Below are 20,407 nucleotides of genomic sequence, written 5' to 3'. Positions count from 1 at the left end.
AATCATGTTATTTGAACACGTTCTCGACACCTGAGATGTGTTCAATTTCACACTAATCAATAGTAATTTGTAACGCCAAAATATTATATGTGATTGACGTCACAAAATACCCTGATTTATGGCTTACGGCACTATTATACCCACTCACATCAAGAATAGCTTATAACTGGTCTATTAGGCGTCAGCCGCAGTCAGTTTGAGTGCGGACAGCGCGCAAGAACCGGAGCATACACGCAGTATGTGACGGCAATGAGCACTGCCCAAGCTCAAAATGGCCAGTCAAGCTAGCCTAATCATAAAGCCAGGAAGAAACCGGCGATCGTCGCACTCATCAAATTAGATAAAGTCCCTGCGGCCACCGCCTTTAGGCCAAATCGCGCGATGTCATGGCGGCGATTTGGTGCCATGCTGCCCAACCCGCCCAGCAAGATGGCGACTGATGACAAGTTGGCAAACCCACAGAGCGCGAAGGAAATAATGGCTTTCGTGTGATCCGACAACACCTGCAAGCCCGCCGCTTTCACTAACTCTTCTGCCTGTAGATATTGGCCGAAATTCATAAATGCCACGAATTCGTTGACGATGATTTTTTGGCCGATAAAGGAGCCAGCCACCATCGCTTCACTCCACGGAATACCGATCAGGTAAGCAATTGGCGAGAAGACCCAGCCCAGAATCAGCTCTAGCGAAAGTTGCGGATAATCGAACCAGCCACCAATTCCGCCCAAAATACCATTCAGCAATGCAATCAATGCAATGAAGGCCAGCAACATTGCGCCGACATTCAGCGCCAGTTGCATACCCGAAGCCGCACCAGAAGCCGCCGCATCAATCACGTTAGCCGGGCGCTCATCTTCCGCAATTAGCGTTGTGGCATCTACCGTATCGTGGGTTTTTTCAGTTTCTGGCACCATCAATTTAGCAAAGAGTAACCCGCCCGGAGCCGCCATAAAGGAGGCGGCGATCAGGTATTCCAACGGCACCCCCATCTGCGCGTAACCGGCCAAGACGGAGCCCGCGACAGAGGCTAAACCGCCACACATCACAGCAAACAACTCCGATTGGGTCATGGTGGCAATATAAGGGCGCACCACCAGTGGGGCTTCAGTTTGCCCGACAAAAATGTTGGCGGTCGCGGAGAGGGATTCAGTGCGAGAGGTGCCCAGCAGCTTTTGTAAGCCGCCGCCTAATACCTTAATCACGATTTGCATGATGCCGAGATAATACAAAACCGCAATTAATGAGGAGAAGAAAACAATGACCGGTAATACGCGTAGGGCGAAGACAAAACCGCCCCCACCAAAGACTTCAAACATTTTGTCGGACACTAAACCGCCAAACATAAATGAGATACCGTCATTGCCGTAAGCGATAACATTCGCAACGCCAGCAGACATACCACCCAAGATACTGCGGCCAATTGGCACATATAATACCAGCGCCCCGATACCCACCTGAAGAATAAAAGCCCCTACTACAGTGCGGATATTAATCGCCCTAAAATTACTTGAAAGAAGTACGGCTATTAATATCAGTACTGCCATCCCGACCAAGCTCATAAGCATGTAAGATCATCCTGTTAATGATTTGTATAGAAATAATATGGGCGGGATTATACCGACATGAGCAGGCTATCAAACAATCTCTGTCACAAATAAACACAACTCAGAGCAACTCCAAGAGAGTTAATGTGACTAACATCACAGAAATTTCCGTGAGAAAATAATAGCCGGCTAACTATTAGTGCGATTTTAGTATGTCGGACAGAAGATTATCGCGTGGATTGATCAGCTGGGGGCAACTGAAATAAGCGCTGGCTATTCTCCAGCAGATGGGTGGCTATCTCTTGTGGTGCTTCTGGGCGCAATTCACACAAGGCCGCGAACACATTCGCCGCTCGTTCGGGCCGATTGGGTTGGCCTTGAAAACCGGCTAATGGCATATCCGGCGCATCGGTTTCCAGTAACAGGGCTGAGAGCGGTAATACTGCCATCACATTGCGAGTTTTCTGTGCCCGTTCATAAGTGATGGTGCCCCCAACGCCAATGTAATAACCCAAGCGAATGAATGCCTGCGCCTGCGCTAAGCTGCCAGCAAAACCATGCACCACACCCGTGCGCGACAACGCGACTTTGCGCAATGCGGCAGCGAGCTGATCATGGGAACGGCGGGAGTGTAGAATAACTGGGAGATCATGCTGTTTCGCCAGCTTAAGTTGTGCCTGTAGCAGCGCCAATTGCCGTGGAAACTGTGGCTCATCCATATAGAGATCCAGCCCAATCTCCCCTATCGCCACCAGTTTTTCCGGTTTATTCGCCAAATAAGAGGCCAGCGTCGCCAAATCAGCCTCTTGGTGCTCGGCAATATAGAGCGGGTGCAGGCCCAGTGCGGCAAACAGCGGCGGATAGCGCTCTGCCAAGGCTAAAATGCGGGGGAAGTAAACCGCACTGACGGCTGGGATAATCAGTTGCCTGACATTCGCCTGTGCCGCACTCACCAAACTGGCGGCTTCCACGCCGCTGAATGGGGAAAAGTCAAAGTGACAATGGGTGTCAACAAAATAGGGGGGATCGATGAGATGGGCCGTCGGCCCCGCTATCTGCACCATTAGGCTATATCACCTTTGGTTTCTGGCGCACTGGCAGGTGAAATGATCTCGCCCGCCAAGAGCTTAGTTTTACTGGGCGTTAAGGTGGGCACGATCAGCCCACTCCCTGCCACTGTCATCTGAGCTGGGAGAGGTTGATTCGCCACGGCGGATGAATCGACCGGGGTGATGATATCCGGCGTTTGAATGACATCAAATGAAAAATCATAGTCATCAATCAACTCGGCCATATCATCTGTCTGGTTAATATCTTGCGGTTGAATCATACGGCGAGATAGTGGAATGGTGGTTTTCTCGTCACCCATTTCGGCTTGATTCTGCGCGTCACGAGGCAAGAGCCAGTGCCCGACGGTCGCCAGAAAATAGCGGCCACAGCGGCGACCCAAATGGTAATCTTGATTCAGTGCCGCGACACGGCTCCCCAACGCATTGCTGGCAAGGGGCTTCGGCGGGAAAATCTCGAAAATCCGCAAGTCACCCGGCGGCTTCTCAATAAACTGCTGAATACGATGATAGCTCTGTTCATGCTGCTGCATAATACGCACCAGCTGCTGTAAGCTGCTTTCACTCAGCAGGTGCTCCATCCGCTTCATCCATTGTGGCGTACAGTAAGCTTGCGAAGGAACTGTACGGATAACCACAATAGTATCCGCGCCACGGCGGTAAGCTTCCTCAACTGGAATCGCATCGCTGATGCCACCATCTTGATAACTAATACCATCTAAATCAACACCCTGACGGTAAAAACCGGGAATAGCACTGGAGGCTTTGAGTGCCGACAACCAGCTTTCACGGGTGGGGGCGATATAGGTTGGCTCGAAATCATCACTGCGGCAGGCGCACATTAAGAATTCGCGGCCATTAAGCATGAGCTGTTCAGCGTGGTCGAGGGCCAGCGGCAGTTGCTGGGAGGTGATATCCACCAGCCAGTCGAGATCAATGAGGTGTCCACCACGAACAAAACGTAATGGATTGAAGAAATTAGCGGTGGTGGTGTAGCGGGTAATCACGCGGCGAGCATAGCCGGGTTGGCCGCAGATAAAAGCAGAGAGATTTTGTGCGCCAGCAGAGGTGCCGATCATCAGATCAAAAGGGTTAAAGCGGGCGCGCTGGAACTCATCCAGCACACCGGCTGTAAAAATTCCCCGCTGCCCGCCGCCCTCACAGACCAACGCCATTTTACCGGGTTGGTATGGTTTATAGGCGAGTGGCTCAATATTACCGAGCGTGATAGGTATTCTGTATCCCACCATCCATCCTTAATTCCGCTACAACAGGTGTCGAGGATACCCCTTCTTCACCCTGGCTGTAACCCTCTCGCACACTAAAGGCGCTTACGTCCTGTAAACAAACTGATGAGGAAGAGAACAATACCGACGACAAAGACGACTTTTGCGGCCCAAGCGGCCGTACCGGCTAGCCCACCAAAACCTAATGCCGCAGCGATTAAAGCAATAATTAGAAATATGATGCCCCAACGAAACATAAGCTTCTCCTTACCGTTTTAAAAAATATTCCGTGGGTTTATCGATAACCCACGAAACACCTGTCTGTCGGATAAAAAATTAAGGCTTGATGCTCAGATCATTTTTAACGCTTTTTACGCCATCAACCGCTTTGGCAATACTTTCAGCACGTTCGGACTGGGCTTTGTTCTCAACAGAACCAGACAACTGAACCACGCCCTCGGTGGTTTCAACTTTGACTTTACGTGACGGGACAATATCATCGGCCAGTAATTTGGCTTTGATAGAGCTGGTTGTCGCCGCATCGCCAGCATATTCACTGACTGATTGTGTTTTCTGATCTTTGACATGCAGCTTATCGCTAACGGATTTCACCCCTTCAACGTTTTTAGCAATGTCAACGGCGGTTTCAGCTTCTGCCTGAGAAGTGACGAAGCCACTCAGCGTCACCACGCCATGGCTGGTTTCGACTGAAATATCTGTGCTTTTGAGGGATTTCTCTTCCAACAGCGCACTTTTCACTTTCGCTGTTGCGGCGCTGTCGCCCATGTAGTTATCGACTTTCTTCATCGAGCTATCGAGTTTGGCACCAGTACTGTCCACAGCGTCGGAGGCTTTATTGAGCAACGTGTCTTCGGCCAGCACACTACCGCTGATAAGCGCAGTACCTAAAACAACAGCCATCACTGAACGGGCAAATTTTGTGTTTGTCATCGATTTCTTCCTTTATTGTTCTGAACCCCAAACTGGATAGATGCCCCAATTTACGGATTCTTATGCCACCGCAGATGGGTAGCTATTTGATGAATACTTTACGATTACTACAGATTGGTCGCCCCAAAGTGAATGCGACTCAAGTCTGCGCGTAGTTATAAAGATAGAGCATCTTGGCAGAAATACAGTCGGAATCGGCCTAAAGGTGGATATTTATGACTAAGTGAGAGTTATCTTAAGGGGATAATTATGAGGGAAATTAATGAATCGGGGTACAGAGTACCCCTATAGAATGCGGCTTGCGGCGTGATTAATGCTCGCGAGTTTTGCGGAAACGGACTTCTGGGTAACGCTCTTGCGTAATGTTGAGATTGACCATCGTTGGGGCGATATAGCTCAAGTTATCACCGCCATCGAGTGCCAAGTTAACTTCATTCTTACGTTTAAACTCTTCGAATTTCTTCACGTCGTCACATTCAACCCAACGGGCGGTCGAGACGTTAACGGACTCATATACTGCTTCCACGTTGTATTCGCTTTTCAGCCGTGATGAGACCACTTCGAATTGTAGAATACCGACCGCGCCGACAATCAAATCGTTGTTGGTCAGTGGGCGGAACACCTGCACTGCGCCCTCTTCTGACAACTGAACCAACCCCTTCAGCAGCTGTTTTTGCTTCAATGGGTCGCGCAGACGAATACGGCGGAACAATTCAGGGGCAAAGTTCGGAATACCGGTGAACTTCATATCTTCACCTTGGGTGAAGGTATCGCCGATTTGAATGGTACCGTGGTTATGCAGGCCGATAATGTCGCCAGCAAAGGCTTCTTCAATATGAGAGCGGTCACCAGCCATAAAGGTCAGCGCATCGGAAATCACCACATCTTTCTTGGTACGCACCTGACGCAGTTTCATGCCTTTTTCGTAACGCCCTGAAACCACACGCATAAAAGCAACACGGTCACGGTGTTTCGGGTCCATATTTGCCTGAATCTTGAACACAAAACCGGTGAATTTCTCTTCCGCCGCGACCACGACTCGGGTGTCGGTTTTACGCGGCATCGGAGCGGGCGCCCACTCGACCAAACCATCTAGCATATGATCAACACCGAAGTTACCCAGCGCAGTACCAAAGAACACCGGGGTTAAATCACCCGACAAGAAAGCCTCATGATCAAACTCATGGGAAGCGCCTTGAACCAGCTCCAGCTCCTGACGGAACTGTTTGGCGATCTCTTCACCCACCGCCACATCCAGATCCGGGTTATTTAGCCCTTTAATGATGCGCACTTCCTGAATGGTGTGCCCTTTGCCGGTCTGATAGAGGTAAGTTTCGTCTTTATAAAGGTGGTAAACCCCTTTAAATGACTTACCGCAGCTGATCGGCCAAGTGATTGGCGAGCAAGCAATTTTAAGCTCGCGTTCCACTTCATCCAGCACTTCCATAGGATCACGGATCTCGCGGTCCAATTTGTTCATAAAGGTCAGAATCGGCGTATCGCGCAGACGGGTCACTTCCATCAGTTTGCGTGTTCGATCTTCTACCCCTTTAGCCGCATCAATCACCATCAAGCAACAGTCAACAGCGGTCAGAGTACGATAGGTATCTTCGGAGAAGTCTTCATGCCCTGGGGTGTCGAGCAAGTTAACTAGACAGCCGCCATAGGGAAACTGCATCACAGAAGTGGTGATGGAGATACCGCGCTGCTTTTCCATCTCCATCCAGTCAGATTTGGCATGATGGCTGGAGCCACGGCCTTTTACTGTACCGGCGGTCTGGATGGCGTGTCCAAACAGCAACACTTTTTCGGTAATAGTGGTTTTACCGGCATCGGGGTGGGAAATGATGGCGAAAGTACGTCTTTTCGCCACTTCCAGTGCATATTCACTTGGAGACATAGTTTGAGATTTCTACTTTTAGGCCGCCCTGCTCTGGGCCGCACACCCTATTGATGTGTCGGTCAGGCAAAGCAAGGCATGGATTATGGCGCTATACCCTTCTTACTCGGCGTGGCTGCGTATTCAGCGGCAACGCCCATCACTTGGGGTATAAGTGGTTATAGCGCGGTATTTTCCCTGATTTATGCGAGATAGACAATTTATTCAAGACAGAATCATCGGCAAAACAGCGCTATCCCATCGGTAACGCCATCATGATGGCATCTTCACGCCCATTGGCACTCGGATAATAGTTGCGACGCACCGAAACCTCGCTAAAACCCAGACTCTCATACAGAGCAATAGCGCCTGCGTTTGAGGCCCGAACTTCGAGCCAGAGTGTCACGATATTGCGTGTTTCTAGCTCGGCGATCAGGTGCTCAAGCAGTAAGCGACCATAGCCCTGACGCTGATACTGCGGATCAATGGCAATATTAAACAGCGTGGCTTCATCCAATACGATTTGGGTGATGGCGAAACCGACCATTTTCTGCTCGACACTCAATTTAAGATTGAGGTAGCGCTCGCCCTGATTGCTGGCTAAGGTTTTTTCCGTCCACGGGAAAGCGTGGCTGGCTTGCTCAATTTGGTACGCTGTGGCCAGATCGGCTGGCGTCAGGATAGAAATCTGCTTCATGATGACAAATCTGCTGCCAAAGTGCGCGCTTCGCGCTCGCGTCTTGATAAAGTCCGGCCAATGCCGGGCTGTGTAACTGCGCACCCGCGACCGCAAGCGGTTCACTGATGCCCAATCGCCAACTGTTGCACTGCGTATCCGCTGGCAGCATGGCTACCTGATCCGGTGTCAGCACATAAGCCTGACGAGGAGTCAGCCCTAAGCTGCGCAACACATCGCACAACAGCGGGTCATCCTGCTCAGGGGGCGTCTGTGCCACGATCAACAGGCGAGTATCTTCAGGTAAACGCACTGCAATCTCACCCTGCAAGACGGCCGGGCGGCGCAATGTCCACTGCGTAATGCCAAGCTGTTGCAACAGCAAGTCTCGTCTCGATGCCATGCCATTTCCTGTCAGAGCGACCCGAATTTCGATGCTATGCTAGCAAACCCATCGTACATGCGCCAACAAACCTCTGTTTATCAGGCTCGCCTTAGGCATATTCATGCTAAATATATTTAGCTAATCAGTTTCAGGTCCACTTTACGTAAGCGCTTTTGCTCCTGATAAAAATTCTCATGGGAGCTGAGACTCAAAAGATACAGTTCAATTTTCTGTTCGACCCAACTGTAGCCCAACAAGGTCAGTTGATTATTGAGTTGGAACTTATGTACCCGAAGATAACTCAGGTCACCTCTTTTTAGTTCACCGATTTCTGGCTGGGTAATGATGAGCTCAATTTGATCTTCAACAGCAATAAGCTGCTGTTCAGAAAGCCGACTCAGCGCTTTAGCGAAACGGCTACTTTCATAGATATCAATCTTCTGTCCGTTTGGTTCTTCTGACATAACGTGACACCTTCTTATTCTCGACTTCGCTCTTCGCCAGTAAGGTTTCCAGAATAAAGCTGTAAGGCAGATCAGGGTTATCCTCAGCGATGCGACCAATCTTTGCCCAGTGCTCGATCTGCTTTGGCACGCTGCGGCTTGATGCTTCTGCGTGAATTTTAACGTCAGTGACAAAATCCTCATCCAGACGAATACTGATTGCCATCGTTTTACTCCTCTTTGCGCAATTTTTAACGTGCGTAGCTGCACTTTTCGTTGTGTAAACGCCCCCATTCACGGGCAGATAACACACAGCGCCATAATGTAGCACAAGAGCGCAAAATGCAACAATTTGTCGCGTTCGTATTATCTTTCTTTTGTTTAAAAAATACAAAAATAGAGGTTGAGCCAACAAACCTCTATAATCCCCGATCATATTATTGAGGAGCCAAAGACTGATGTCAGCATTAACCCCAGCCAGTGAAGTAATACTGCGCCATAGTGATGAATTTATAGCCCGCCATGTGTTGTTTGCCGGTGACTTGCAAGATGCGCTGCCAGCACAATTTGATGCCGCCGGGGTACGGGTTCACTCCAATCAATATCACCACTGGCAATTACTGAGCAATACGCTGGAAGAGAATGTGCAATTCGGGCTTTTGGCGACACCTGAAATCGTCGCGACCTGCGACACGCTGATCTATTACTGGCCCAAAAGTAAGCAGGAAGCCCAATTCCAACTGGCGAATCTGCTCTCCTTATTGCCTGTCGGCACCGATATCTTTGTGGTGGGTGAAAACCGCAGTGGTGTGCGCAGCGCAGAAGAGATGCTGTCTGATTTCGCGCAATTGACCAAGATAGACAGCGCTCGCCGTTGCGGGTTGTATCATGGCCGCCTAGATAAACAGCCCGAATTTGATGCCGACGCTTGGTGGGAAAGCTATCAGGTGGGCGATGTGACCGTGAAAACCTTGCCGGGCGTATTCAGCCGCGACTCACTGGATTCCGGCAGTCACTTGTTGCTGTCCACCTTCAGCGAGCCGTTTAAAGGCAGCGTGTTGGATGTCGGTTGTGGTGCGGGTGTGCTGGCCTCTGTTTTGGCGCAACAATCGCCAAAAATCAAATGGACCCTGAGTGATGTCTCTGCGGCAGCGATCGAAGCCAGCCGAGCAACACTGGCGGCGAATAATATCGAGGCGCAAGTGATTGCCAGCAATGTCTATTCCGACATCAAGGGCCGCTTCGAGATGATTATTTCGAACCCCCCTTTCCATGATGGGATTCAAACCAGCCTGACTGCGGCTGAAATGCTGATCCGTGGTGCAACCGCACACCTGCATGTGGGCGGTAAATTGCGTATCGTGGCGAACTCCTTCTTGCCTTACCCTGCTCTGCTGGATGCCGCATTTGGCAGCCATGAAGTGCTGGCGCAGAATGGCCGTTTTAAGGTGTATCAGGCAACCGTCGGTCGTGCGCCACGAGACGCGAAGAAAAAGCGTTAAGATCAGGCGTTAAGATAGACCATCCCTTCCGCGCCGTAGCGTTCACCTGCTGCGGCATGGAACGGGAACACTGCATCCAGTGCTGCCAACTCTTGCGGGCTGAGCACTACCGCTAATGCTGCCAGGTTCTCTTCCAAATAGGCGCGACGTTTGGTTCCTGGAATCGGCACAATATGTTTCCCCTGCGCCAATACCCACGCCAGTGCCAGTTGCGACGGTTTAACCCCCTTATCTTGCGCCATTTTTGTCACTGTATCGGCTAACGCCAGATTCAGTACAAAGTTATCGCCCTGAAAACGGGGATTATGGCGACGAAAATCATCGGTAGCCAAATCCTCTGGACTGCGAATCGCGCCCGTCAGGAAACCACGTCCTAATGGGCTGTAGGCGACAAACCCAACACCTAATCGTTCGCAGGCCGCCAAGACGGATGTTTCTGCATCTCGCGTCCACAATGAGTATTCACTCTGCACCGCAGTAATCGGGTGCACCTGATGCGCCCTTTCTAATGTCGCCGCCGACACCTCGCTCAGACCGATATAACGGATTTTACCCGCCGTGACCAAATCAGCCAGTGTGCCAATTACCTCTTCAACCGGCACCGTAGGGTCACCACGATGCTGGTAATAAAGGTCAATCACCTCAACACCCAGCCGCTTCAAACTGCCGTCAACCGACTGTCGGATATAGTCTGGCCGGCTGCTGACGCCACGCACTGTCGGATCTGCCGGGTCACGCACAATGCCGAACTTGGTGGCTAAAAAGACCTGATCTCGCTTGCCCTTAATCGCCCGCCCCACCAACTCCTCATTGGTAAAGGGGCCATACATATCCGCCGTATCAAGCAGGGTCACACCCAGCTCCAGCGCACGATGGAGGGTCGCGATGGACTCGTTACTGTCTTGATTGGTGGAGTAAAAATCGCTCATTCCCATGCAGCCAAGGCCCAGTGCCGAGACATGCGGGCCATTCAACCCTAATTGACGTTGTTGCATTGTGATACTCCCGATGAGTGATGTCGGAAGAAAGTGTGGTTGTTTCGCGGAGAAAGATAAATAATGCAGATTACTCATCACTGTTCAAAAAACACCAACAATAGGCGGGCCTCATCATGGATCAAATTCAAGCCATGCGGATTTTTGTCCGTATTGTTGAGTTGGGCAGTTTCAGCCGGGCAGCGGAAAAACTGCAATTGCCGCGTGCCACGGTCAGCCACACCTTAAAACGGCTGGAGCAACGACTCGGCGTGCGTTTACTGGTGCGCACCACCCGCCAAGTGAATATCACCGCCGAAGGCACGCTGTACTACCAGCGCTGCCTGCAATTGCTGTCGGCATTTGAAGAGGCGGACTCACTCTTTAGCCACCAGCGGCTACAACCCGAGGGGAAAGTGCGCATCGATATGCCCCACTCGCTGGCGCGCAATGTCGTAATTCCGGCACTGAGTGACTTTTATCAGCGCTATCCCAACATCACACTGATTCTTGGTGCCAATGACAGCACGATCGATTTGATGCGCGAAGGGGTTGATTGCGTGTTGCGAGCTTGGTTACCCCATGATGAACAATTAGCGGTGCGCAATATTGGTCAGCAACCCCAGATAACCTGCGCGTCACCGGCTTATTTGGCGAAATATGGCGTACCGGTATCACTGGACGATTTGGCGGGGCATCAGGCGGTGGGATATTTTTCGCAGCTAACTCAGCGTGACTATCCACTGGAATTTACTGTTCAAGGCAAGGTGGAAACGCGGGAGTTGCCCAGCATCTTGAGTGTCAATGGTGCTGATGCCTATATTGCCGCAGGGGTGGCGGGTTTGGGGCTGATTCAAGCGCCAACACAAGGTATTCAGTCTCAATTAGCGCAGGGGGAGCTGATTGAGGTCTTACCCCACTGCCCTCCGCCCGCGATGCCACTGTTTATTATGTTTCCGCCGGGTCGTTTTCTGGCCCCTAGAGTCAGAGTGCTGATCGACTGGCTGATCACGCTATTTGCCCATTACCCGCCACCGCCGAGCAAGCTGCCATGAAAGCGGTTGCTTAGGGCAACAAAACGAAAAACAAGCCAGAAATCAAATCAATTGAACAACATATGGTGCTTTTTACAACAAACGTCCCGCTAAGGGGAAATAAGTATTGACCTGAACGCGAAAATCTCTAGAATTCGCCCCCGTGGTTGCATCAAAAAAGTCATGTTTCCGGTACGCGATGGTGGCGGAATTGGTAGACGCGCTAGCTTCAGGTGTTAGTGTTCTTACGGACGTGAGGGTTCAAGTCCCTCCCTTCGCACCAAACATGATTTTCTTATACAGCCAGCAGTACAGATTTATATTGCACAGCACATGCGATGGTGGCGGAATTGGTAGACGCGCTAGCTTCAGGTGTTAGTGTTCTTACGGACGTGAGGGTTCAAGTCCCTCCCTTCGCACCAAGCTGGTGATATAAATCTAAAAATATCATGCTAGGCAAAATTAGCGGATAAGCAGTAAGAAATCATTTGGGCGATGGTGGCGGAATTGGTAGACGCGCTAGCTTCAGGTGTTAGTGTTCTTACGGACGTGAGGGTTCAAGTCCCTCCCTTCGCACCACGATGATTTCAAATTCTTCTCTCTTCATACTTCCCCCATCGTCATCTCGTTCTCTCTTATTCAAAAAATAACTCGTATTCAGAAAAACAGTTCGCTTATGCCATTGTGCATCATTATTGCGGCCATCCCCCCTAATAGCGCCAAACAAGAGGGCAGCAAAAGAAAATGCCGTAACCGAGCGTGATACAGCATGCTAACGGTTGCCAGCATCGCGAGCACTATCACGACTCGCAACTGACCGACAGTGATGTCAGCCCATTCCAGCAGCGGTAACAACGCAAAAGGGAGCAATATTCCCCAGCCACTGGACATGCCACGGCTCAATAACCCACGAATCTCCCACGAACGGTAAGCAGCTAATCTGGTGGTAATCATAATAACGGCCACTCAAGTGATAATGATAACTAATATCATATATCACTCTTTGCGAGTCTGCATCATGAAGTTGACATGCGCTAGCATGGCGATGACATCAGCGAAGAAACATCATGATGACAGGTGGAAACAAAAATGGTAATTTTACTTAAGAAAATTCCTAAAACGACATTAGAACGATTCAAACAAGAATAATTACTTAGAAAAACTATTTATCGTGATGCCTGAATAATAGGCCTCATGAGGATAGTGTTTATTTGTCTACTGACAGCACGACATTATGCAGAGTGAATTGAATATGAATAGCCACTCCTACGATCAGCTTCTGAAAAGTAAGCATCGGCTCTCTTTACTGCTTTTTCTATTTCTTAATGCGTCGTCAGCTATTTTTAGTATGATATTACCATCGCCTAAAACACCTGCGGTGACATTGCCGATTGTTATGATCACGGTGATCAGTCTCTGCGCCACCGCTTATTTGGTTTTTATTTCGAAGAAATATGCGGATAAACTGAATTTATTTTCAATTATCTTGGGCCTGTTATGGGCTTGGCAGATCATTCTAAAATATGAATATCTAGGTACTAATGAAAATAACTACTTATTGCTGAGTCTGTTTACCATTTTCTTTATCAGCACCATTGCGCTGTCTGATAACTTTATCGCTTTTTGCCTGCACACAGCCCCAGCGACATTAACCGTTATTTTTCTGGATGATTTTCAAAATATCTTCCGCATCATATTCACTCTTATGCTGCCGCTGATTGGCTTCTCTCTACATCATTTGATGTCGCGGCGCAGTGATGACTTTACCCGAAAACTTGTCGCACGCCTTTATAATGAAAGAGAAAAGTTCAGTGATTTAAGCATGATAGACCCCCTAACCAGTTTGTATAATCGCCGGGGTCTGGAGAACAAACTCGAGACACTATTAGCGCAGTCCCCAGGTAATCATTATGTGCTGCTGCTCGACATCGACCATTTTAAAGCCTATAACGACAACTATGGTCACACCATGGGCGATCAAGCGCTGGTGCGGGTTGCGGCGGCGATTCGTGACGCCGTGCGCTCACGAGATATTGTGGTGCGCTATGGTGGCGAGGAGTTTTTGGTGTTACTGACACATGTGAGTGAGGAGTATGCCAGCCAATTAGCGGAGCGTGTGCGCCAACGAGTGTTAGGGCTTGATATACCGCATGTTTTCAATCATAAAGTCTCCACAACGGTCACACTGAGTGCGGGCATTTCCCCTCTGCAAGCCTATGATTTGGCTTCCTCACTCAAAGCAGCAGATGAGGCACTCTACCGAGCTAAAAAAGATGGCCGAAATAAAGTCGCTTTTGCCGGGAAGAAATTCTCAAATGTTGAGTCGTCACCTTGACAAAATGGCATAGCACGTCGCTCAATTATTATTTCCACCGCTAATGGTTGAGCTTAATACTGCGGCATTATTTTTCGCTCTCATTATGTTATTAAGCCGTGCCATCGTATAGACAAAAATAAATTATTGGCTCATCCGTTTGCAGAAAACATCTATTTAAGCGAATCATTCTAATTCTCAGCGTGACATAATTCATTTTAGAATGGTCAGTGACGCTATTAATCCCATCCTAATACTCCCCCCACCATCCAGATAAATTTCAGCTATACCCTTGGCGCAGATCTTGAATAAAACTCACGTTCCAAAACACCCGTACAATAATGATTATCATTTATCTAAGAGCACGATAATTAAGGAAAAGGGGTAAGCGGGCGGGAAAGCATTTTGAATGACATATCGCGGCGGCGGCCATCAAACTGATCGAAGGGTCAGTTGATTGGAAAAGATGGGTAGCATATTGCGCGCTGGTCAGCTCGCCTGGCATACCGGCGTGCGCTTCGTAAATGATAATCCATATCTTTTCATAAATTGAATCATTGTCTTCGGTGTCGCGATTAAATATTTTTTAGGGTGGTATTTGCTGTTTCTATCGATAAATCATTATTCTGTTGCTTTGCTAAACCGATTCTTCTACTTTTAGCAGAAAGTAATATTGAAGAAAATAGGGGTTTATCATGGAAAACACCATTTGGGTTTTGGGCGATGCTGTCATTGATTTAGTCCCAGAAAATTCAAACAGTTACCTAAAGTGCCCTGGTGGGGCACCCGCGAATGTGGCTGTCGGCATTGCCAGATTAGGCGGCAAAAGCGCTTTTATTGGGCGAGTGGGGCAAGATAGCTTTGGCCGCTTTATGCAGCAGGTATTGCAGCAAGAGAATGTTGATACCCGCGCCATGATACTGGACCCCGCCCACCATACCTCCACAGTGGTAGTGGATTTGGATGAGCACGGCGAGCGCACCTTTACATTTATGGTGACGCCGAGCGCGGACCTGTTTCTGCAACTCGATGATTTACCGGAGTTTAAGCCGAATCAGTGGTTACATCTTTGCTCTATTGCCTTGAGCCAGGAACCCAGCCGTAGCACGGCATTTGAGGCGATGCGGCGCATGAAAACCGATGGCGGATGGGTCAGCTTTGATCCCAATATTCGTGCTGATATCTGGCGCGCACCACAAGAGCTACTCCCCTGCCTGCAACAGGCGTTGCAGTTGGCTGATGTAGTCAAATTATCGCTGGAAGAGCTGAACTTTATCTGCCCACATGCAGATATTGCCACCGCCATGGAGCAGGTAATGGCTGACTATGCCTGCAAATTACTGCTGGTGACACTGGGTGCTGAGGGCGTTTGGGTGCATAACCGCCGTGGCCTGAAAAAGTATCCAAGCCGCAGAATCACCCCCATAGATACCACTGGCGCGGGGGATGCTTTTGTGGCGGGGTTGCTGGCAGCCTTGGCCCAATGCCCGGATTGGCACTTGAGTCAGGATCTCACGCTGGCGATCGAAAGGGCGCAAGCCTGCGGCGCATTAGCCACCAGCGCCAAAGGGGCCATGACCGCACTGCCAAATGCGCAAGAGCTGGCGCGATTTCTACAACGCGAGCACTAACTGCCTAGAGAGAGTCGGATACCCACTTAGGGTCGGTATCCGCTCCCCTTTCTCACTCGACACATTTTTGCTAAACACCCAGCACGGAAATCTCACCAGACGCCGTTTTTTGATCTCGCTTATCTCTTCCATATGCTGACTCTCGCGCCATATCACTCAATTTGTAGAGCAGATCACAATAGCTGAATCGGGTTAGCAAAATGTTTTGCTAATCCCAAGGGATCGCCCGTATGTTAGCCATGAAAAACCGGTTTAGCTGTTTAGCATAAATACAATCAATCACATACCGAGTGATATAAAAAATGATGATAAAACCAAGCTATCTTGCTGTATCAATAGGACTTATTCTTTCCTGTGCAACGACTACCGCCTCAGCAGTCCCAAAGAGTGATATCGAAGCCCGCCTCAATGCATTAGAGCAGCGATTACAACAAGCCGAACAACGGGCGAAAAATGCAGAAACTCGCGCCGAAATTGCAGAAAAACAAGCACAAAAACTGGAAGTTCGCACACTTCAGGCAGAAGAAAAAACCGTTCAGGTCGCGAAACGTACCGAGAAGTTAGAGAGCAAAACCGCCAGTGACAATGGGTTTGAGTTCCACGGTTATGCCCGCTCTGGGCTATTGATGAACTCATCCGGCACCGGCACTCAGGGCGGCCCTTATGTCTCACCGGCCGGTAGCACTGGCGGCGCAATAGGCCGTTTAGGTAATGAGCCAGATACCTATGTTGAAGTCAATCTTGAGAAAAAACAGAAACTTGATAATGGGGCGACCACTCGCTACAAAGTGATGCTGGCCGATGGTCAGCGCAGCTATAACGACTGGACCGCCGACAGCAGCGACCTCAATGTGCGTCAGGCGTTTGTTGAACTGGGCACCCTACCGACCTTCAATGGCATTTTCAAAGACACGACCTTGTGGGCCGGTAAACGTTTTGATCGCGATAATTTCGATATCCACTGGCTGGATTCCGATGTCGTGTTTCTTGCCGGTACGGGGGGCGGTATTTATGACATCAAGTGGAATGAGAGTCTGAAGAGCAACTTCTCGTTGTATGGCCGCAATTATGGCGAGATCGAGAATGTTAACAGCGATATTCAGAGCTATATTTTCACCGCCAATAACTATTTCTCTCCCTATAGCGACGGCGGCCGATTCCAGTGGATGGTCAGCGGCTTGCGTGCCAAAGATAACGAAGCGCGCGAAAACAGTGGCGAAACCATCAATACCCATGCGGCGGATAAAGGCATCCACAGCATGTTGGCGTACCACGGCGACAGCTTCTATGGGCTGCGCGACGGGACATCAAAAACAGCACTGTTATATGGGCATGGCTTAGGCGCTGAAGTTAAATCCATTGGTGCCGATGGCAATTTGACCAGCGGCGCAGACACTTGGCGTTTCGCTACCTACGGGACAACTGCACTGAGCAAGAGCTGGAGTCTGGCTCCTGTTATCTTGGCGCAACAAAGTAAAGATCGTTATGTTGAGGGCGATAAATATCAGTGGGTCACCTTTAATGCCCGTCTGATTCAGGAAATCACTGAGAACTTTGCGCTGGCCTATGAAGGTAGCTATCAGTACATGAATCTGGACCCGCAGGGCTACAAGGATTACCACAAAGTGAGCGGTGGCTTCTATAAGCTGACCTTTGCACCGACCTTTAAAGCGGGTGATATCAGTAACTTCTTCAGCCGCCCGGAAATACGTCTCTTCGCCACCTACATGGATTGGAGCCAAGATCTGGATAATTACGCCAAGGATGATGCCTTCGGTAAAAATGATTTTGCGGCTGGCGGTCAATGGAACTTTGGTATCCAAATGGAAACCTGGTTCTGACCATCCCCCGCTGTAGGTAGAGGGTAGGCTGCCACAGCGGGAAACCTATTTGATAACCATCCGCTGACGACGATATTCTGCCATCAACACCCTACGGCAGGTAGAAAGCGGAATGAATATGCGAGGGATAGAATGAATATTAATGAGACCGTAAAGGCTCTGCTCCCGTTGCTTGGCGGCAAAGAGAATATTGTCAGTGCTGCGCACTGCGCTACCCGCCTGCGTTTGGTGCTGGCGGATGACTCTCTGGTGCAGAAATCGGCGGTGGAAAAACTTGATGGCGTTAAAGGCTGTTTCAGTAACGCTGGGCAATTGCAGGTGATTTTCGGCACGGGACTGGTGAATAAAGTCTATGCTGAGTTTATTCAAGTCGCGGGCATCAACGAATCCAGTAAATCAGAAGCTGCCGATGCAGCAGCCCGTAAACTGAATCCATTCCAGCGCATTGCTCGCCTGTTATCCAACATATTTGTCCCGATTATCCCGGCAATTGTAGCCTCAGGTCTGCTGATGGGCCTGCTCGGCATGGTGAAAACCTATGGCTGGGCAGACGCCAACAGTGCGCTATTTATTATGCTGGATATGTTCAGCTCCGCCGCCTTTATTATTTTGCCGATCTTGATTGGTTTCACCGCCGCGAAGGAGTTTGGCGGTAATCCCTATCTGGGCGCGACCTTAGGCGGCATTCTGACCCATCCCGCGCTGACCAATGCTTGGGGCGTTGCGGGCGGTTTCCATACCATGAATTTTTTTGGTATGGAGGTGGCGATGATCGGCTATCAGGGCACGGTGTTCCCGGTGTTGCTGGCGGTGTGGTTTATGAGCCTATTGGAAAAGCGCCTTCGCAAAGTGATCCCGGATGCGCTGGATTTGATCCTCACGCCATTCCTGACGGTCATTATCACCGGTTTTGTCGCACTGCTGTTTATCGGCCCCGCTGGACGCGTACTGGGTGACGGGATCTCATTGGTGCTTAGCACCCTGATTTCCCATGCTGGTTGGCTCGCCGGATTGCTGTTTGGCGGTCTATATTCAATTATCGTGATCACTGGTATCCACCATAGCTTCCATGCTATCGAAGCAGGCTTGCTAGGGAATCCCAATATCGGCGTTAACTTCTTGCTGCCGATTTGGTCCATGGCGAATGTCGCACAAGGGGGAGCCTGTTTGGCGGTTTACTTTAAAACTCGTGATACCAAGATTAAGGCCATTGTTATTCCGTCCGCCTTTTCTGCCATGCTGGGGATTACCGAAGCGGCCATTTTCGGGATTAACCTGCGCTTTATCAAACCCTTCCTCGCAGCACTGGCAGGCGGGGCGTTAGGGGGTGCATGGGTGGTGGCCAATCATGTCAATATGACGGCGGTGGGTTTAACCGGTATTCCTGGCATCGCCATCGTGCAAGGTAACTCCATCATTAACTATCTGATTGGATTGGTTATTGCCTTCGGCGCTGCATTTATTATTTCTCTGCTACTTAAATACAAAACGGACAGCGAATAATGCAAGAAGCCAGTTTACTGAAACACCTTACGCTGGCAGTGATGCGCGGTCAGATCCGCGCATCGCAAGACCCGCACCGCCCTAGCTGGCATCTGGCCCCCTGTGTCGGGTTGCTAAATGATCCCAATGGATTCATTTATCATGCTGGCTACTATCATCTGTTCTATCAATGGAATCCACTGGATTGCCGCCACGGCAGTAAGTATTGGGGTCACTGGCGCAGCCCTGATCTGGTGCATTGGGAGCATCAGCCAGTGGCGTTAGTTCCCAGTGAGGAGTACGAAAGTCACGGCTGCTACTCCGGTTCAGCGGTGATCGTTGATGATCTTATCACCTTGATTTACACCGGCAATGTGAAGTATCCCGACGGCTCCCGCACCGCTTTCCAGTGTCTGGCGCAGGAGAACGAACAGGGTGAATTCGACAAGCTGGGACCAGTTCTCTCTCTGCCTGCGGGTTACACTGGTCATGTTCGCGACCCTAAAGTGTGGCAACACAACGGCCAATGGTACATGGTACTGGGCGCGCAAGATAAGCAACGGCAAGGCAAAGTCCTGCTGTTGCGCTCCGATAATCTGCATGAATGGCAAAATCTGGGTGAGATCGCCGGTTCCGGGCTGGGGGGCTTGGGGTCATTCGGCTACATGTGGGAGTGCCCCGATCTCTTCACTTTGGGCGAGCAGGACGTTTTGATGTTCTGCCCGCAAGGGATACCCGCCGAAGCTGAGTGCTATCGTAATACCTTCCAAGCGGGCTATTTGCTAGGCAAATTGGATTATGCCAACGCCGTGCTCGGCCATCAGGATTTCCACGAAATGGATGCCGGATTTGAATTCTATGCGCCGCAAACCACACTGGCCGCAGATGGCCGTCGCCTGCTCTTCGGCTGGATGGGGATTCCAGATGACGATGAGCTGTACCACCCAACCGTTGCCTATGGCTGGATTCATACCATGACCTGCCCGCGCGAGTTGAGCTTGGATGAGGGCAAATTAATTCAGCGGCCCGCTCGTGAATTAACCGCCCTGCGCGGCGAACATCAACAATGGCAAGGCCGCGCGCAAGATGCCCCGGCACTGCCCATCAGCAGTGCTGAGATCATCGTCAACATCAGTGAACCTTTTGTCCTCGAATTGGGTGATGCTTTGATTTTGGTCTGGGATGGCGAACGCATCACCCTGAGCCGCCATAATCTGCGCACGGGATTGCAAGAATCTCGCTATTGGTGGGGGGAGTTGCAGCAGTTACAACTGCTTTGCGATCGTTGCAGCATCGAGATCTTTATCAATCACGGTGAAGCGGTCATGACCTCGTGCTACTTCCCGACAGAAGAGCCGATAGCCATTTTTAACGGAAATGCCGAACTGTGTCTGCGGCACTGGTTGTTGTCTTCGCCCATGTTAGAATGAGTTATCTTTCAAGATGGCAAATTCACCC

19 protein-coding genes and 3 tRNA genes are annotated in these 20,407 nt (G+C 50.1%); 10 read left to right on the top strand and 12 right to left on the bottom strand.

What is annotated here, in order from left to right; genetic code table 11:
* Positions 1-293: 293 nt before the first annotated feature.
* The 10 genes from HRD69_RS08615 to HRD69_RS08575 form a co-directional block, all read right to left on the bottom strand.
* Positions 294-1,565 (bottom strand): NupC/NupG family nucleoside CNT transporter, encoded by a 1,272-nt coding sequence (locus HRD69_RS08615; protein WP_080545055.1) that lies wholly within the window; start codon positions 1,563-1,565, stop codon positions 294-296.
* A 206-nt stretch (positions 1,566-1,771) separates the two neighbouring features.
* A complete protein-coding gene (locus HRD69_RS08610; protein ID WP_032815026.1) occupies positions 1,772-2,608 on the bottom strand; it encodes a TatD family hydrolase in 837 nt (278 codons plus the stop codon).
* Complete coding sequence (locus HRD69_RS08605; protein ID WP_004876075.1) at positions 2,608-3,861, bottom strand: patatin-like phospholipase family protein; 1,254 nt, start codon at positions 3,859-3,861, stop codon at positions 2,608-2,610. Before HRD69_RS08605 ends, HRD69_RS08610 begins: the two co-directional genes overlap by 1 nt.
* A gap of 71 nt (positions 3,862-3,932) precedes the next feature.
* The gene (locus HRD69_RS08600) at positions 3,933-4,094 is read right to left on the bottom strand and encodes a DUF1328 domain-containing protein (protein WP_004876076.1); all 162 of its coding nucleotides are present in this window, start codon (positions 4,092-4,094) and stop codon (positions 3,933-3,935) included.
* 79 nt (positions 4,095-4,173) lie between these two features.
* Complete coding sequence (osmY, locus tag HRD69_RS08595; RefSeq protein ID WP_004876077.1) at positions 4,174-4,788, bottom strand: molecular chaperone OsmY; 615 nt, start codon at positions 4,786-4,788, stop codon at positions 4,174-4,176.
* Positions 4,789-5,098: 310 nt separating this feature from the next.
* Complete coding sequence (gene prfC, locus HRD69_RS08590) at positions 5,099-6,688, bottom strand: peptide chain release factor 3 (RefSeq protein WP_004876078.1); 1,590 nt, start codon at positions 6,686-6,688, stop codon at positions 5,099-5,101.
* Between the two features lie 232 nt (positions 6,689-6,920).
* Positions 6,921-7,364, bottom strand: a complete 444-nt coding sequence (gene rimI / locus HRD69_RS08585; protein WP_032815027.1) for a ribosomal protein S18-alanine N-acetyltransferase — start codon at positions 7,362-7,364, stop codon at positions 6,921-6,923.
* The gene (locus HRD69_RS20505; RefSeq protein ID WP_032815028.1) at positions 7,309-7,746 is read right to left on the bottom strand and encodes a DNA polymerase III subunit psi; all 438 of its coding nucleotides are present in this window, start codon (positions 7,744-7,746) and stop codon (positions 7,309-7,311) included. Before HRD69_RS20505 ends, rimI begins: the two co-directional genes overlap by 56 nt.
* A 116-nt stretch (positions 7,747-7,862) precedes the next feature.
* On the bottom strand, positions 7,863-8,192 hold the full coding sequence (locus HRD69_RS08580; protein ID WP_004876082.1) for a type II toxin-antitoxin system RelE/ParE family toxin: 330 nt from the start codon (positions 8,190-8,192) through the stop codon (positions 7,863-7,865).
* On the bottom strand, positions 8,161-8,397 hold the full coding sequence (locus tag HRD69_RS08575; RefSeq protein ID WP_032815030.1) for a TA system antitoxin ParD family protein: 237 nt from the start codon (positions 8,395-8,397) through the stop codon (positions 8,161-8,163). Before HRD69_RS08575 ends, HRD69_RS08580 begins: the two co-directional genes overlap by 32 nt.
* A gap of 232 nt (positions 8,398-8,629) precedes the next feature.
* Here HRD69_RS08575 and rsmC point away from each other — a divergent pair, with 232 nt between their 5' ends.
* Positions 8,630-9,673 (top strand): 16S rRNA (guanine(1207)-N(2))-methyltransferase RsmC, encoded by a 1,044-nt coding sequence (gene rsmC / locus HRD69_RS08570; RefSeq protein ID WP_004876083.1) that lies wholly within the window; start codon positions 8,630-8,632, stop codon positions 9,671-9,673.
* Positions 9,674-9,675: 2 nt separating this feature from the next.
* On the opposite strand, the gene HRD69_RS08565 is transcribed toward rsmC, so the two are convergent.
* Positions 9,676-10,668, bottom strand: coding sequence for an aldo/keto reductase (locus HRD69_RS08565; RefSeq protein WP_004876084.1), 993 nt, complete (start codon positions 10,666-10,668; stop codon positions 9,676-9,678).
* 116 nt (positions 10,669-10,784) lie between these two features.
* Between HRD69_RS08565 and HRD69_RS08560 the strand changes: the two genes are divergently transcribed.
* The 4 genes from HRD69_RS08560 (at position 10,785) to HRD69_RS08545 (ending at position 12,260) form a co-directional block, all read left to right on the top strand.
* On the top strand, positions 10,785-11,702 hold the full coding sequence (locus HRD69_RS08560) for a LysR family transcriptional regulator (RefSeq protein WP_004876085.1): 918 nt from the start codon (positions 10,785-10,787) through the stop codon (positions 11,700-11,702).
* Between the two features lie 175 nt (positions 11,703-11,877).
* A tRNA-Leu gene (locus HRD69_RS08555) sits at positions 11,878-11,964 on the top strand.
* A 52-nt stretch (positions 11,965-12,016) separates the two neighbouring features.
* Positions 12,017-12,103, top strand: a tRNA-Leu gene (locus HRD69_RS08550).
* 70 nt (positions 12,104-12,173) lie between these two features.
* Positions 12,174-12,260: transfer RNA gene (locus HRD69_RS08545), tRNA-Leu, on the top strand.
* A gap of 78 nt (positions 12,261-12,338) precedes the next feature.
* Here the strand turns inward: HRD69_RS08545 and HRD69_RS08540 are convergent.
* Complete coding sequence (locus HRD69_RS08540) at positions 12,339-12,635, bottom strand: DUF1435 family protein (protein WP_032815037.1); 297 nt, start codon at positions 12,633-12,635, stop codon at positions 12,339-12,341.
* A 280-nt stretch (positions 12,636-12,915) separates the two neighbouring features.
* On the opposite strand from HRD69_RS08540, the gene HRD69_RS08535 reads away from it, so the two are divergent.
* The 5 genes from HRD69_RS08535 to HRD69_RS08515 all read left to right on the top strand — a co-directional run bounded on the left by HRD69_RS08535 (position 12,916) and on the right by HRD69_RS08515 (position 20,379).
* Positions 12,916-14,016 (top strand): GGDEF domain-containing protein, encoded by a 1,101-nt coding sequence (locus tag HRD69_RS08535; protein WP_004876087.1) that lies wholly within the window; start codon positions 12,916-12,918, stop codon positions 14,014-14,016.
* Positions 14,017-14,690: 674 nt separating this feature from the next.
* Positions 14,691-15,626 (top strand): aminoimidazole riboside kinase, encoded by a 936-nt coding sequence (locus tag HRD69_RS08530; RefSeq protein ID WP_004876088.1) that lies wholly within the window; start codon positions 14,691-14,693, stop codon positions 15,624-15,626.
* 302 nt (positions 15,627-15,928) lie between these two features.
* Positions 15,929-17,467: a carbohydrate porin gene (locus HRD69_RS08525; protein WP_004876090.1), complete on the top strand. Its 1,539-nt coding sequence runs from the start codon at positions 15,929-15,931 to the stop codon at positions 17,465-17,467.
* A gap of 132 nt (positions 17,468-17,599) precedes the next feature.
* Positions 17,600-18,970: a sucrose-specific PTS transporter subunit IIBC gene (locus tag HRD69_RS08520; RefSeq protein ID WP_032815031.1), complete on the top strand. Its 1,371-nt coding sequence runs from the start codon at positions 17,600-17,602 to the stop codon at positions 18,968-18,970.
* Entirely contained in the window at positions 18,970-20,379 is a 1,410-nt protein-coding gene (locus HRD69_RS08515; RefSeq protein ID WP_004876091.1) for a glycoside hydrolase family 32 protein, read from the top strand. Before HRD69_RS08520 ends, HRD69_RS08515 begins: the two co-directional genes overlap by 1 nt.
* Positions 20,380-20,407 lie beyond the last annotated feature (28 nt).

The organism is Yersinia mollaretii ATCC 43969, from assembly GCF_013282725.1.
Lineage (GTDB): Bacteria > Pseudomonadota > Gammaproteobacteria > Enterobacterales > Enterobacteriaceae > Yersinia > Yersinia mollaretii.
This window is presented reverse-complemented; position numbering and strand designations above follow the sequence as displayed.